Genomic DNA, 14,715 nt, shown 5'->3' on the forward strand with positions numbered 1-14,715 from the left:
TCAATAAGTACGATTATTTATAGCAGTTAGCAATTTGTGCGCGGCAGCATGCCAATGGTAGAATGTTCTTGAACAGTATAATAAAATGATAGGGAGAGGACGAAAGATATGAAAAAGAAAGTCATTAGCATGCTGCTGGTTTCCGCCATGGCCATGACATTGATCGCCGGCTGCGGGAATAACGGGGCGGATGAAAAGAAGTCCGAGGGAGACGGAAAGACGCTGGAGGTGTGGGTCGCTCCGCTGGACGACGACACGGTGAACAACTGGAAGCCCCTTCTTAAGGATTGGGAGAAGGAGAACGACTGCACGGTTAACGTAAAAGTAGTGCCCTGGGACAGTTATGAGGAGACATATACGACAGCGCTTAACTCAGGCGAAGGACCGGACGTGGGATATATGTATAATGAGATGTTCCCGTCATATATCGATTCCGGAGCGGTTGTTGATATGTCAGAATATGTTACCGATGAGGACAAAGAAGAGTATAAATATCTGGAAAACGGATATATGATGGATGGACAGTATGGCTGGCCGCTCGTGACGGGAGTGCCTTTCGTGCTGTACTATAATGAAGACATTCTGGCAGACCTGGGAGAGACAGCTCCCGAGACTTGGGATGATTTCGTAAGAATCTGCAAAGCGGCAACCAAGGATACGGATGGCGACGGCAAGATTGACCAGTACGGCTATGCAGCTGGAATGAGCACCAGCGATGTGGGAGCCATGCAGGTGCTGAACGCATACTATTACAGTGCGCTGTGGCAAAACGGCGGACAAGTCTATAAGGATGACCTGAAGTCCGTAGCTTTTGCTGATGAAGCCGGAACGGAGGCATTGACATGGATCAAGGCTCTGACCCAGTATATGAATCCTGATTTCATGTCCCAGTCATGGTCAGAGGCATTTGCCAATGTGTTTGGAGAAGGCAAGGCGGCATTCGGCGTATACCGCTCATCCCAGACGGATGAAACCATGTTTGCCGAGACATATCCTGACCTGAAATGGGACTATGTGACTTCCCTTAAGAATGTGGACTATGGAACATTCGGAGCAACCGACTGCCTGACGCTGATGTCCGCGGCAGATGATAAAGACCTTGCAATGGATTTCATCAAATACGTGACGGGTGCTGAATTCATGAAGCAGTACCATGCAAAATGCCCCGGCGCGGCACTTACCGTCAGCGAGCCATATGTAGGCGACGAGAAGATGGAGCGTATCTATACAGAGGACATTGATAAATGGCATGGCCTTCAGGTAGGCCCCTGCGGAGTGGACATCTTAACGCAGCTTTCCGCTGACTTCCAGGGCGTGATGACGGACGAGATGACGGTGGAAGAGGCACTGAAGGAGGCCGAAGATTACGCAAACGGCCTGCTGGATGATTACTGGGCAGATAAAGAATAATCAATGAGATACAAAAAATGTCCGCTTTTATTGCGGGCATTTTTTTGAGAGGAACGGTATGGAAAAGAGAAAGACAGGAATCAAAAACATAGCGCCATATGCTTATATTACGCCAATCACCCTGATCCTTGTGACATTTGTAATTGGCTCCGTCATCATATCCGTCGTGCTTGGGTTTACCAAATATAATATTATGACGGAGCCGGTTTTTTCGGGACTTGACAATTATAAAAGGCTGCTTACTGACAGCAAGTTTATTAAGGCGCTGAAAAATACGCTGGAACTGATCGTCATCATTGTTCCGCTGCAGACGGTGTCGGGCATCCTGGTATCTTCCTTCCTGGTGGCAAACCGCAAGAAGGTGCTTGGGAAGCTTGCCAATTGCATCGTGTTTATTCCGGTGCTCTGCGCGGATGCGGTGGCCGGAGTCGTATGGAGGGAATTTCTCAATGGAAAACTTCCGGTGGTGGAACACTTCTTTGGATTATTCGGGATAGAGCCATCCATGCTCCTGGGCGATGCCAAAAAGGCGCTGATCGTCGTGGGGCTTGTGGCAGTCTGGAAGTATATGGGTTATTACGTGGTCATCTATTCTTCCGGCCTGCTATCCATATCCGATACCTATTATGAGGCGGCAAAGGTAGATGGGGCGGGCAGGATCCGCTGCTTTTTCAGCATCACGCTTCCAATGTTGAAGCCGACCATAATACTGGCTGTGTTCTTATCCCTCACCAATTCTCTGCGCTGCTTTGATCTGATCTTCAACCTGACAGGAGGAGGACCTAATAATGCCACGACAACGCTGGTGCTGTATGCATACTCCTCCTGCTTTGGAAGCAGCAAGGCAGGCTATGCCATGGCAATATCCAACATGCTCTTTCTCGTGGTGCTCTTGATCGCATTGATGCAGAGAACGTTGATGAGAAGAGATGTCTCGGAACTATAGGGAGGGAATATGAAAGCAGTAGCAAAAGGTTTAAGAAATGGAATAGATTCCATATTGCTGATTGGAATTATCGTGGTGAATGTGGTGCCTTTCGTGTACATGTTCATGATGTCATTCAAGTCAACGATCAATGCACGCGACTTTGATTTTTCGCTGGATAAGCTTTCTTTCGTCCAGTACCAGAAGATATTCGCGATGGACAACTTTGAACGGTATATCTTCAACAGCGTCTTTGTGGCAGTGGCCGGGGTGATATTGACGGTGACGGTGTGCTCCTTGGCGGGCTATGCATTTGCGAAAATGAATTTTAGGGGAAATGACCGGCTGTTCCTCTTCCTGATACTGACCATGATCGTGCCGTCGGAGGTGATAATCGTGCCCCTGTTCCTGATTACAAAGAGCCTGGGGTGGCTGAATACATTTCGGGCCCTGATTCTGCCTCTTCCCACGGCATTTGGCATATTTATCATGCGACAGGCAATACTGGATGTGCCGCAGGACTTGATCAATGCGGCGAAGATTGACGGCTGCGGAAATATCAGGACATTTTTTAAGGTGGTGCTGCCGATGGTAAAATCATCCGTGCTGGCATTGTCTATATTTACCTTTGTGGGCGCATGGAACAACTTTATCTGGCCCCTGGTGGCGTGTACCAAGCAGGAGATGAAGACCCTGCCTCTGGCGCTGAGTCTTATGAAGACCCAGTTCAATACGGACGTAGGGCTTACGATGGCCTGCGCTGTGGTGAATTTCCTGCCGCCCTTTATCTTCTACATTTTTATGCAGAGTAAGTTCAAGGAAGGCATTGCGCTCAGCGGCATAAAGGGATAAAGTAGAAGTATGTCAAAGATTATATACGTAAACGATATTCCGATAACAATTGAATACAGGAAAGTAAAGAATATCAATCTCTATATCAAGCCGCCGGATGCGCATGTGCTGATCACCGCGCCGCGACAGGCAGCGGAAAGCAGAATCCGCGAATTTGCCGAAGGCAGGGCGCAGTGGATTGAAAAGAGCAGGAAGCGTATGCTGGATTCCAGAGAGAAGATGGCGGACGAACTATCCGGAGCCATCACGAAGGAGCAGATGGAGAGGATTACGGAAATGGTGGAAGCGTATGCACGCAAGTGGGAGCCGGTGATGGGCGTGCACGCTACCCACTGGACCTTCCGGTATATGAAGACCCGGTGGGGCAGCTGCACGGTGAATACCGGGCGTATCCGAATTAACACGAGGCTTGCCTACTACCCGGACGAATGCCTGGAGTATATCGTGGTGCATGAACTGTGCCATCTGATAGAGCCAAGCCATAACAAGAGATTCCATGCATATATGACAAAGTATCTTCCAGACTGGAAGGAAAGAAGGAAGAAGCTTTGTGAAAAAGGAAGTGGGCAGGGACGGTCCTGGAACTGAAGGGACAGCCCCACGCCCACTTCTTTTATTTCCATATGCTTCATCATCTCTGCCTTGGCTCTTAAGGAGACGCAGTGGCAGGGATACATAGATTCTACAGAGGACGATTCTAAGAAGTCTATCGTCTTATAAAGACGCGCATCTGCGTCAAATAAATGAAATCCCCCGATAATGCCGGCGATCCGGCTGCAGCCAAATACTTGCCTCGCATATTCTACGATGTTGCAGATGCCGCTGTGAGAGCATCCGGTGATGATGAAAAGCCCTTTCCCGGTCCGGCATACGACGGCAGAGTCATCCAGGACGCGATCCGGCACTTCTTTCCCGTCCAAGAGAACGGTTCCGGTGCCGGGACGTTCTTCAAACGGGTTCGAAGATGGAATCTCGCCTAAAAAGCAGCAGTTTTCAGATATGTAGCAAGGCGTCCGGGAAGGCTGATACAGGCAGAGTTTGGCAATCTCTTCTTCGGAGAAGGGCGAGCCGATGTAGCGGCCCTGCTCCCACCTGGGCGCAAAGCAGCCCGGGTGCGCGACCAGCGTCGCGTTTGGCAGGCTGAACTGGCTAAACAGGTATTTCAGCCCTTTGCTGTGGTCATCGTGGCCATGGGACAGTACAATATGCGTGATCTTTTTCAAATCCACTCCCAACGAGTGCGCGTTTCGAATCATAATATCGGAGTATCCGGCATCGAATAGGATCTTCTTATCATCAATCTCCACATAATAGCTGACGCCTGGCTCTCCCAGGTAATAATGGTCAATGTAGGTGTTATTGTCTACCAGAACTTGCAATTTCATAACGAATTCCCCCTTTTCATCCGGTATCTATGCATAAGCGCTTTATCTGTATAAAGTATATCAGATTCCAGAGGGAAAACATAGACAAAAGGAGGGATATATAGGGACATATTGAGTTTTGAACTTGATTATGATATAATACTGAAATATATGTGGACAGAGTTTGGGGTCAGTCCTTGGATGGGAAATTAGAGGAGAATACGTCATGAAGAAGAAAATAATGGCAATTGCGGCAGGAGTCCTGGCTTGCGCACTGATAGCCGCCGGATGCGGTCGGAGCGGCGAGGTCGTAAGCTACGACGCGCAGGAGGAAGAGGTCACGACCATTACCTTTTTCGGATATAAATACGAGCCGGAGAATGTGAAGGTCATCGAAGAGATCATCTCATCGTTCATGAAGCGGAATCCGGATATCCGGGTCTCTTATGAGAGCCTGAAGGGAAATGGCTATTACGATGCCCTTGCAAAGCGCATGGCTTCAGGGAAAGGTGATGATGTGTTCATGGTGAATCATGATATACTGCTTGATCTGGAAGCCCAAGGCCAGGTGGCGGATCTGTCCGATCTTGATACGATAGAGGAATATACAGGCCAGATGCTCAGCCAGATGCAGGATGAAGGCGGAATCTATGGTGTGCCGACCATTGTCTCTGCATTCGGATTATACTGCAACCTGGATCTTTTGAAAGAGCATAAGCAGGAAGTTCCCCGGAATCTGGAAGAATGGAAAGAAGTATGCGAATATTTTAAAAAAGAAGGGATTACGCCCATTATCGCCAACAATGATATTTCCCTGAAGACATTGGCGATCGGACGAGGGTTCTTTTCTGTGTATCAGCAGGAGCGCCAGGAGGAAGTCTTTGCCCGGCTCAACAGCGGGGAAGAGAACATAAGCCAGTATTTGGAGCCGGGATTTGCCCTGGTGCAGGAACTGATTGATGAAGAATATATAGATGCAGAAAAAACGCTGGATACGATGAAGACATCCGATGATCTGGAAGAATTCGCAAAAGGCACGTCGCCCTTTATGCTGACAGGCGCCTGGGCCGCCGGACGTATGGAAGGAATGGAGTCGGACTTTGCGTTCGAGGTTGACCCGATTCCCGCGCTGGAAGATGGCGGATTTCTGGTTATTAATGCAGATGTGCGTCTGAGCGTAAACGCGGACAGCAAGCACATGGAGGCTGCCAAAAAGTTCGTCGAGTATTTTACGCAGGAGGATAATATTCAGAAGTTTGCCGGCCAGCAGTCATCCTTTAGTCCGTTAAAGAGCGGAAAGGCTTCGACGGTGAGCGAGATGCAGCCCTTGGTGCCATGCTATCAGGCAGGGCGCACCGTGATAGGCGCGGATGGACTTTTGAACCTTCCCATCTGGAATCTGACGGCAGAGGCCTCGCAGATGCTGCTGTCAGGGGAAAGCCTGGATGAGACGCTAATGTGGCTGGATGAGCAGGCAGCGCAGGAAAGGAGAATGCCAGAATGAAAAGCGGGTCTTCCGGAAAGATAAAGAAAAAGATTGCCCTGATGGCCATAGGTGTTGGAGTTATTTTAAGCATGATCGCCATTATCTTTGTCCAGGGAGTAAGGGAGCAGCTGTGGCAGCAGTCTGTCAGCACGATAATGGAAAGTACGCAGCAGGGCTGTAATACGCTTAAGGTACAGCTGCGTGATGAATATGAGTCCATGAACTCGGTGGTAGGATATGTAAAGGAAGTTCCGGCAAATCAGAAGGAGATGCTGGAAGACATAATAGGGGACTATGGAAAGGTCGACTCAGGCATCAGCCTGTACCTGGCGGATGGCAGCGGCTACCCTTCCGGCATCGGGCTGGATGAGGAGGTGCAAGAGGCGTTGGTGGGCGGCGGCAAGGAGAATGGGATTATCAATCCTCATATCAGCAGCGTTACAGGCATCAATGTATTTGATCTGTATGTAAAAGCAAACTTGCAGGATGGAACAGAAGGCTACCTTGTAAAGGAATATGAGATCAGCCACATTGTAGATACGTTCAGCCTGTCATTTTATAATGATTCTGGTTTTTCGTATGTCATTGACGATGAGGGGAGCGTCCTTATCAGGCCGCCTCATCCGAACAGCAATAAGACGGTGAAGAACCTGTTTGATATGCTAAAGGAGTCCGAGAACGATTCGGCAAGCCTTGAAAAATTTTCAAAAGCACTTAAAAATTCCAAGAGAGGGTGGGCGGTCTTTGACTATCAGGGGGAGGAGACCGTATTCTGCTACACGCCTCTGCAGCTGGAGTCCAACTGGCTTGTTGTATCCATCATCCCTAAGAAGGTGGTTGATGAACAGACCAACCAGATACTGGCCCGTACGCTGATCCTGATCGTGTGCATTCTGATGGGGCTCGCCCTCTTGGCTGCTTATTATCTGCGCTATGCCAGCCGTACGAACCGGAAGCTGCGTAATCAGGCGGAGTATATCGGCCACCTGTATAATGCAGTGCCGGAAGGCGTCGCGCTGGTGACGGTAGAGCAGCCATACCGTATTCTCCAGTTAAACCAGGAGGGACTCAGGCTTCTTAACTACCCTGAGGATGCGCTGAATGACACGCCAAAAGGAAAGAGCCTTGAAGAAATACTCCATCCTGATGATTACGGCTCGATTGCAGAGATTTTCTGTAATGCTGCCGAAACGGAAGGAAAGCATATATACGAGAGCAGGCTTAATAAGGAAGACGAAAGCCTTTTCTGGGTGTCGGGAATTGTCGAAAAGACACGAAATGAGAATGGAGACCCGATCCTGATCGCCACATTCCATGACATCACAGAAGAGAAGCTGGCAGAAGAAGCGGCAGAAAAGGAAAAGCAGCAGGAGCGGATGATGCTGGTGGGCGCAGTCTCTAATATATATCCTGTCATTATCAGCATTAACCTAAGCAAGGATACGTTAAAGTTTATCTATATCAAGCCAGGGCTCATGGCAAGTCTTGGGCAGCAGGAATCCTATACCCAGCTGTACAGGGAATTTGCAGGGATCGTGCACCCGGATCATCTGGGAGAATTTGAACACAGGTTTGAGCCGGACTGCCTCAAGGCCGCCTTGAATGGGGGCAGGGAGGAAGTATTCCTGGAAGCCAAGCAGATGCTGGAAGATGGAAATTATCATTGGACATCCACACAGATCATCCATGTGGACAATCCATATTCCGAGGATAAGCTGGCAATCCTGATATCCCGCCGGATTGATGAGCAGAGGCATGAAGAAGAACAGCAAAGACAGATGCTGCAGAGCGCCCTTGACAGCGCCCGCGCGGCCAACGTTGCAAAGAGCCAGTTCTTGTCTAATATGAGCCATGATATCCGTACGCCTATGAATGCCATTGTGGGCATGACTACGATTGCAGCGACGCACCTTTATGACCTTGACCGGGTAAAAGAATGCCTTGGCAAGATCGCTCTTTCCAGCAAGCATCTGCTGAGCCTGATCAATGATGTGCTGGACATGTCCAAGATCGAGAGCGGAAAACTGTCGCTGGGAGAAGAGCCATTCAACTTTGCGGAACTGATATCAGATGTCGTGGAATTAATGCGTTCCCAGGTGGATTCGAAACGGCTTATGATGGATGTCCATATGTCGGTGCTGGAGAACGAGAAAGTAATCGGGGATCCCTTGCGTATAAGGCAAGTTTACATTAATATATTAAGTAATGCAGTCAAATATACGCCTGCGGGTGGAAGCCTGCATATAGAAGTAAGCCAGGAAAAGAGTTCCATTAGAGGGCGGCAGAAATATATATTCAAGTGCTCGGATACGGGAATCGGCATGAGCCAGGAATTTTTAGATAAGTTGTTCCAGCCTTTTGAACGGGCAAAAGACTCTACGATCAGCCGGATTGCCGGAACCGGCCTGGGAATGGCCATCACCAGGAATCTTATTGATCTGATGAATGGAGATATCACCGTAGAGAGCGAGCCAGGCAAAGGATCTGTATTTACAGCGTCTATTCCGCTTGAAACTCAGGATGCCCGTCAGGAAGATATCCCGGAAGAGTGGCTGGGGGTCCACAGCCTGATTGTAGATGATGACAGGCAGACCTGCGAGAATGTGACGGACCTGCTCAAGGATATGGGGCTTCGGGCACAGTTCGTTACAGATGGGGCGTCTGCTGTTGAGAAGGTAATAGAGGAAAAGGATACGCAGGATCCTTTCCAGCTGGTAATCATTGACTGGAAGATGCCGGATATGGATGGCATTGAAGTGACCAGGCGCATACGCAGGGAAGTGGGACCTGACATTCCTGTAATCATACTGTCTGCCTATGATTGGGGAGAGATCGAGCACGAGGCGAAGATGGCCGGTGTCAATGCATTTCTTGCCAAGCCGTTCTACCGTTCCAAAGTGTGTTATCTTCTTCAGGGGCTGAGTGAGGAAAAGAAGCCTATGGAACAGATGGAGGACCAGAGCGGGCAGTTAGAGTTTAAGGATAAGCGGGTGCTTCTCGCAGAGGATAATGCCATGAACCGGGAGATTGCCCATACGCTGATTGAGGAGATGGGCGTTCAGGTAGAGGATGCCTGTGACGGGGAAGAAGCGGTAAAGATGGTGGCCGCATCCGGGGAAGGCTATTACCACCTCATATTTATGGATGTCCAGATGCCAAATATGGATGGCTATGAGGCTACCAAGGCAATCCGGGCATTAGACAGAGAAGATGTTTTAAAGATGCCAATCGTGGCTATGACGGCCAACGCTTTTGAAGAAGATGTCCGGGACGCCTTAAGCGCAGGGATGGATGCCCACTTTGCCAAGCCCATCGATATTCGGATATTGGAGCAGATTCTCTATAAATATCTAGGTTCCCCATCCTAAAATACAAAGGAAAAGTTACTGGAGAAAGAAGCATATGAAAAAGGATACAGGATTCTATGGAATCGTGCAGGAATATTTTGAGACAAGGATTCTATATGGATTCTACGTGTATGGAGACAGGCTCCCATCAATACAGAAACTCTGCGTCATCTTTGCCATGGCGCCGGCCACCATCCGGTCAGCGCTGGGACAGCTGGAAAAGCAGGGATATATAAAAGTGGATGCAAGAAAGGGATCAGAAGTCATCTATCAGGCATCGCCCGCTAAGTTCAGGGAAAATGCGGCAAGATATTTCGGTGTCAGAAGGGAAGGGATCGCGGATCTGTTCCAGTCGGCCGAACTGCTTTTTGAGCCTCTGTGGGAGACGCGGATCATTATGAGCAATGGCCTGGCGCAGAATCTTTACTGGGAGGTCATACGATATCTGCGGTTTCCGTATCTCATGGATATAGAAAAGCAGAGGGTCATCTGCGAGAATCTTATGAAACGGTCAGTAAGCGACATCATCGCCTATTTGAGAAATGAATTTGAAAGCGCTTACAGGCCGGCGGCAGAAGAGATTCTGACATTTATTGAGGAAGCCTGCAAGGAGTATCCCCTGGATGAGGAAGAACCGATTCCGTTCTGGTGGAGCATCTACCGGCAAAGGCCCCAGATACGGTATACGCTGGTGTCCGATATCATAAGGGATGTCATAAGGGGGCGATATCCACAGGGCTCTTATCTGCCATCTCTTCCGCGGCTTGCGGATCAATACCAGGTATCTGTGAATACTATCCGCCGCGCGCTGGATATTCTGGAGGGGCTTGGAGTGGCCAGCTCTCTCCAGGGAAAAGGGACGCTGGTACGAAAGGAACCGGGGGAAATCAATATGGAGAAGACGGAAATACAGGAGGGAATGCGTCTGTTCCAGGACAGCATGGAACTGCTGGAAGCCACGATCCGGCCGATATCCGTCTATACGCTTAAAGCGGCAGGGGGGGCAGAAAAAGAGAAAGACTGGCAGAGAGGCTGGAGAGGCTGGAGCGAGAAAAAACTAGTTATGTATGTTTTGAGGCGTATCTGTCGTTTATAGAAGAAGAATGCCCATCCGGCGTCATTAGAGAATGCTACAGCAAACTCAGGGAACTGCTGGTATGGGGATATCCATTTGCTGTAATCCGGGCAAGGAAGCGGGGGCTTCATGAAGAATTCCGGGAGGTCATCAAGCAGATGGCAGCATTCCTGAGGCAGGATAAGATTGAAGAATTCGCGGATACTTGGGAGCGGCTGATTCAACATGAAGAAATACAAAAAAGGTCTTGAAGTAAAACTTCAGGACCTTTTGTTTAAATAATCTAGAGATTGGATTAGGAATAGCAAAATCTTGGGGGTGCTTCTAAAGCATATTTTGTATTCCAAGAACAATATATCACGGAGAAACTTCTTTGAAAATAGTTTTATGTTACATAAATTAGTAAAAAAATTGTGCCTGAAGCACAAAGATGCTATAATAATGCGGACGAAAGAAATGAAAAGACAGACAGGCGGGTGTATATACGTGGCAGTAGAATTGAAGGAACTTTATGCAAAGATCAGTCCGCAATATGACGTGAAACTGCATACGACAGGGTGCTTTGAAAAAATGATTGGATGGGTCCATATGGTGGAGGATCCGGAATTTGCAGAACTGCTGCATGGAGATGAACTAATCTTTAACTCAGGCCTGAACTATACTTCGGATGAATGGCTTCGCAGATTCGTGGAGGCGCTGAATAAGGTTCATGCAGGAGGGCTGATCGTATCCCTCTGGGGGACGAGGACCATCTCGCAGGAAATCATTGATTATTGCAATAAGATAAAGTTTCCGCTTTTTTCTGCATCGTGGAAGACGCCTTACATCGACATTATGCGGATGTTCTCCGTGATTCTCCTGAAAAACGAGCAGAGGGAGACGAATCTGATCGCTGCATTAAAGAACGCCATCTACTATCCGGAGAATGAAGAACTGTATCTCAGCCATTTTGAGAGAAATGGATTCTTTCGGGATATGTCCTATACGATCGTCATACTCAGCTGCCATGCCTACGATACGGACAATGGGAATGAAAGGCTGCTGAGGATAGAGAAGTCTCTCCATTATATCCTGAAAAATGTGATCGTATATGAAGAGAAAGGCTGCCTGATCATCCTCGCCGCAGGCTACTCTCTTTCAAAGATCCGCTCCGATTTCCAGCGGCTGTGCCAGAGAGATTCTAACATATACGTGGGAATCGGCACGACAGCGGATCAGATCCGGGATATCCACAAGTCTTATCATAACGCCAATACAGCCTACCAGCTGACTAAGACAGCCATTCCTAAGAATCTGCTGGATTACGACGAGCTGGGCATCTATAAGATATTGGCGGATGTAAAAGAGGTATCCATCTATCCGGCGTTTGTAAAGGAGACCCTGGGGGCTTTGATAGACTATGACAAACAGAATCAAAAGGAGTATATGAAGATTCTGGATGAATATTTCCGCAATGATTGCAGCGTCATTGAGACCTCAAAAGCGCTGTACTGCCATAAGAACACGCTGACCTACAAGATTCATAAGATCCGGGATATTCTGGGATATGATATTCATAGCAACGAGAACCGTACAAAGATTATGATAGCGCTCTATATCATGAGGCTGGGGGAGATTGGAATATAACACGCATTTAGAACTGTCTGACTTTTAAATTTGTGGTATAATGTTGGGAACAGCAAGATAAAATACATAGGAGGCGGATGCAATGAATGAGAATCGGATAAAACGGAATCAATTATTAGGCGGGCGTATCGTTCAGGGACTGAAGTCCCGCAATATGAATGGCTATTACGCCGAGACGAAAGAAGACGCGCTTAAGAAAGCGCTGGAGTGGATACCAGAAGGAAGCACGGTCGCCTGGGGCGGCTCTATGTCGATTGCAGAGATCGGGCTTAAGAAGGCAATCTGTGAAGGCAATTATAAGGAATATAACCGCGATGACGCCAAGAATCCGGAAGAAAAGCGTAAGATCGAGCTGGCAAGCTATGACTGCGACTTTTTCCTTACAAGCGCCAATGCTATAACGGAAGACGGAGTGATGGTCAACATAGATGGCTTTGGCAACCGGGTATCTGCCATAGCCGCAGGCCCGCGCAATGTCATCATGATCGTAGGGATGAACAAGGTGGTAAGGGATGTAGAGAACGCTGTATCAAGGGCCAGGAATGAGGCTGCGCCGATCAACGCGCAGAGATTCGATATTGATACGCCTTGCCACAAGACAGGAGCCTGCTTTGACTGCAAGTCTCCTGACACCATCTGCTGTCAGATGCTGGTGACAAGATTCTCCAAAGTTCCCGAAAGAATAAAAGTTATTCTGGTAAATGAAGAATTAGGCTTTTAAGATGTTGACTAAATCCCGGGCATTTGTTATAATACAAATGCTCGATAAGGCGCCATAGCCAAGCGGTAAGGCAAAGGTCTGCAACACCTCTATCACCAGTTCGATTCTGGTTGGCGCCTCTACAATAAGAAGCCTCGGAGACTTAATGTTTCCGGGGCTTCTTTCATGAATTTCTTTTTTAGGCGATGGAGACGTCCATGTCATCCAGCAGCCTTCTTATGCCTGCGATATCCAGATTCGTCTCTGCCGCGAGGAATTCCACCTCTTCGGCGGTCAGATTGTCAAATCCTTTATCCTTGACGTTCATCTTTATATACTTGCGGCGCATCTCATCCATGTCAACAGGAATTGTACGAATGTCCTGAGGCGTGGCTGGAATGATGATGTTCGTGCCTGGAATCTCTTCTTCATGCTGCCCGATCCTGACATCTACGCCGTGATCTTCCGCAAAGGTCAGCTGGGCGGTGTGGGCCTTTCCGGCTCCTGTATATTCAGATTCCTCCACCACTATGATCTGATCCTCATCCATGGTGCGTGCGAGGCTGATCGCCGCTGCAAGCCCGGTATTTCCTGCCGGTCCTCTCTGCAGGCCTTCCAGCTGGTTGAGAAGTTCGGTAGCATAATAGACTTCGCCTTGGGTGACCGTGTAGAATTCGTCCATGTATCTTAACGGCCTCGCTGCATTCAGCGGCACATCCACGCTCTCCGGGTTATAAAGGGATGGGAATCCATAGCCTGTATGCCCGGTGGAGAAAGACTTTCTGGCAAATACAGCATCGTCATGGGAGTCAAGATCTGCCAGATTGACGGAAACGCCCACCATCTTTCCGGTGTAGCCGGACTTGCGCAGGCCTCTTGCAGCACCGGTAAAGTTACCGCCTCCGGCGTGAGTTACCAGGACGACATCCGGCTGGCGTCCAGCCTGCGCTTTGGCCTGCTCCATGATCTCTGCGCCGATGGTCTCGATTCCGGCGATGCTAAAGGGGAGATACAAAGAAGCGCTGAAGTAGCCAAGGTCATCCAGCAGTTTTAATATGACATAGGTAAATACTTCCGGGCCGACGGTATATTGCTGGACCTCTGCCCCGTATGACTCGCATGCCCGCCCCTTTTCCAGGGATTCGGGCTGCCCATTGCCGGCATCATCGTAGACTTCCTGGCAGATGATAGCCTTTAAGCCGCGGCGGGCGGCCTGAGAAGCTACGGCAGCACCGTAGTTGCCGCTTGTAGATGCGATGACTCCGGGGTAGCCGGATTTTTTCGCCTCATAGACAGGAAGCAAGGCTCTGCGGTCCTTGAAGCTTCCTGTTGGGTTATCGGCCTCGTCCTTTAAGAAGATTCTGGCGCCCTTGCCCTTGGGGGAAATGGAGCGGACCAGCCGGTTGATATTGTTGAGTTCGATCAGCGGAGTGCTGCCCACGTAAACTTCGGCTGCAATTTTGCGTATCTCATCCATGGAAAGGCCAACAATGTCCATGAATTTCTCATAATCCCAAGCCAGGCGCCCGGATTTGAATTCATCATAATTAATATTGACTGAATGGAACAAAATGTCTTTGTTCTTGCATGTAATATCGGAAACTGCCTGATTACTCATTCTTATTCGCCTCCTTCATAATTTTGCGTACTTCATTTCCGGCGTGCATCAGGGTTGGCTGCTGACGCCCGAAACTGTGATCATACTGGGGCCACAGCTGGTAGAGCGTGCCGCTAACCACACGTCCGGCCAGAGTCTCAATGTTCACCGTATCCCCGATTGAGGCCGACTCATCCATTAGGAATCCATTGATCCAGCATTTCAAAGGTACCTTTCTGGTGCTCTCCGGCAAGGATTTAAGCCGTTCCTCCGGGGTCAGGATGATCTGCATGATTCTGACCCAGTCATTTTTTTTCGCAACTTGTTTCATAT

11 protein-coding genes, 1 tRNA gene and 1 pseudogene are annotated in these 14,715 nt (G+C 48.9%); 10 read left to right on the forward strand and 3 right to left on the reverse strand.

All coding sequences use genetic code 11. The annotated features are described in order from the left end of the window. The first annotated feature begins 108 nt into the window (after positions 1-108). Genes K0036_RS01045 through K0036_RS01060 form a run of 4 tightly spaced genes read left to right on the forward strand, consistent with a single transcriptional unit; the run spans position 109 to position 3,775 of the window. Positions 109-1,410: an ABC transporter substrate-binding protein gene (locus tag K0036_RS01045; RefSeq protein ID WP_220430505.1), complete on the forward strand. Its 1,302-nt coding sequence runs from the start codon at positions 109-111 to the stop codon at positions 1,408-1,410. A 58-nt stretch (positions 1,411-1,468) separates the two neighbouring features. Beyond that, positions 1,469-2,356: a carbohydrate ABC transporter permease gene (locus K0036_RS01050; protein ID WP_220430506.1), complete on the forward strand. Its 888-nt coding sequence runs from the start codon at positions 1,469-1,471 to the stop codon at positions 2,354-2,356. A gap of 9 nt (positions 2,357-2,365) precedes the next feature. Further along, positions 2,366-3,187: a carbohydrate ABC transporter permease gene (locus tag K0036_RS01055; RefSeq protein ID WP_220430507.1), complete on the forward strand. Its 822-nt coding sequence runs from the start codon at positions 2,366-2,368 to the stop codon at positions 3,185-3,187. A gap of 9 nt (positions 3,188-3,196) precedes the next feature. Then, complete coding sequence (locus tag K0036_RS01060) at positions 3,197-3,775, forward strand: M48 family metallopeptidase (protein ID WP_220430508.1); 579 nt, start codon at positions 3,197-3,199, stop codon at positions 3,773-3,775. Here the strand turns inward: K0036_RS01060 and K0036_RS19485 are convergent. Then, a pseudogene (locus K0036_RS19485) lies at positions 3,775-4,572 on the reverse strand (MBL fold metallo-hydrolase); the annotation flags it as partial. The gene K0036_RS01060 and the pseudogene K0036_RS19485 sit on opposite strands and share 1 nt — an antisense overlap. 205 nt (positions 4,573-4,777) lie before the next feature. On the opposite strand from K0036_RS19485, the gene K0036_RS01070 reads away from it, so the two are divergent. From K0036_RS01070 to K0036_RS01095, 6 genes are all read left to right on the forward strand, one after another. Next, entirely contained in the window at positions 4,778-6,055 is a 1,278-nt protein-coding gene (locus tag K0036_RS01070) for an ABC transporter substrate-binding protein (RefSeq protein WP_220430509.1), read from the forward strand. Further along, on the forward strand, positions 6,052-9,405 hold the full coding sequence (locus tag K0036_RS01075) for a response regulator (RefSeq protein ID WP_220430510.1): 3,354 nt from the start codon (positions 6,052-6,054) through the stop codon (positions 9,403-9,405). The genes K0036_RS01070 and K0036_RS01075 overlap by 4 nt, the downstream gene beginning before the upstream one ends. Positions 9,406-9,439: 34 nt before the next feature. Further along, positions 9,440-10,480, forward strand: coding sequence for a GntR family transcriptional regulator (locus K0036_RS01080; protein WP_220430511.1), 1,041 nt, complete (start codon positions 9,440-9,442; stop codon positions 10,478-10,480). Positions 10,481-10,915: 435 nt separating this feature from the next. Beyond that, entirely contained in the window at positions 10,916-12,085 is a 1,170-nt protein-coding gene (locus K0036_RS01085) for a PucR family transcriptional regulator (RefSeq protein ID WP_227066820.1), read from the forward strand. An 82-nt stretch (positions 12,086-12,167) separates the two neighbouring features. Continuing rightward, positions 12,168-12,806, forward strand: a complete 639-nt coding sequence (locus K0036_RS01090) for a lactate utilization protein (protein ID WP_025646014.1) — start codon at positions 12,168-12,170, stop codon at positions 12,804-12,806. Positions 12,807-12,854: 48 nt separating this feature from the next. Beyond that, positions 12,855-12,925 (forward strand) — tRNA-Cys (locus tag K0036_RS01095). A gap of 59 nt (positions 12,926-12,984) precedes the next feature. Here the strand turns inward: K0036_RS01095 and ortB are convergent. Together ortB and ortA are read right to left on the reverse strand one after the other, a co-directional pair. Continuing rightward, on the reverse strand, positions 12,985-14,403 hold the full coding sequence (gene ortB / locus K0036_RS01100) for a 2-amino-4-oxopentanoate thiolase subunit OrtB (protein ID WP_220430512.1): 1,419 nt from the start codon (positions 14,401-14,403) through the stop codon (positions 12,985-12,987). Then, the gene (gene ortA, locus K0036_RS01105) at positions 14,396-14,713 is read right to left on the reverse strand and encodes a 2-amino-4-oxopentanoate thiolase subunit OrtA (RefSeq protein WP_220430513.1); all 318 of its coding nucleotides are present in this window, start codon (positions 14,711-14,713) and stop codon (positions 14,396-14,398) included. Before ortA ends, ortB begins: the two co-directional genes overlap by 8 nt. Between the last annotated feature and the right edge of the window lie 2 nt (positions 14,714-14,715).

It is taken from the genome of [Clostridium] scindens (assembly GCF_019597925.1).
Lineage (GTDB): Bacteria > Bacillota > Clostridia > Lachnospirales > Lachnospiraceae > Clostridium_AP.

Coding starts and splice junctions, on each gene's coding strand:
- K0036_RS01085 (WP_227066820.1), top strand. CDS start 10,916: ATGAAAAGACAGACAGGCGGGTGTATATACGTGGCAGTAGAATTGAAG.
- ortA (WP_220430513.1), bottom strand. CDS start 14,713: ATGAAACAAGTTGCGAAAAAAAATGACTGGGTCAGAATCATGCAGATC.
- K0036_RS01090 (WP_025646014.1), top strand. CDS start 12,168: ATGAATGAGAATCGGATAAAACGGAATCAATTATTAGGCGGGCGTATC.
- K0036_RS01055 (WP_220430507.1), top strand. CDS start 2,366: ATGAAAGCAGTAGCAAAAGGTTTAAGAAATGGAATAGATTCCATATTG.
- K0036_RS01080 (WP_220430511.1), top strand. CDS start 9,440: ATGAAAAAGGATACAGGATTCTATGGAATCGTGCAGGAATATTTTGAG.
- K0036_RS01060 (WP_220430508.1), top strand. CDS start 3,197: ATGTCAAAGATTATATACGTAAACGATATTCCGATAACAATTGAATAC.
- K0036_RS01070 (WP_220430509.1), top strand. CDS start 4,778: ATGAAGAAGAAAATAATGGCAATTGCGGCAGGAGTCCTGGCTTGCGCA.
- K0036_RS01045 (WP_220430505.1), top strand. CDS start 109: ATGAAAAAGAAAGTCATTAGCATGCTGCTGGTTTCCGCCATGGCCATG.
- K0036_RS01075 (WP_220430510.1), top strand. CDS start 6,052: ATGAAAAGCGGGTCTTCCGGAAAGATAAAGAAAAAGATTGCCCTGATG.
- K0036_RS01050 (WP_220430506.1), top strand. CDS start 1,469: ATGGAAAAGAGAAAGACAGGAATCAAAAACATAGCGCCATATGCTTAT.
- ortB (WP_220430512.1), bottom strand. CDS start 14,403: ATGAGTAATCAGGCAGTTTCCGATATTACATGCAAGAACAAAGACATT.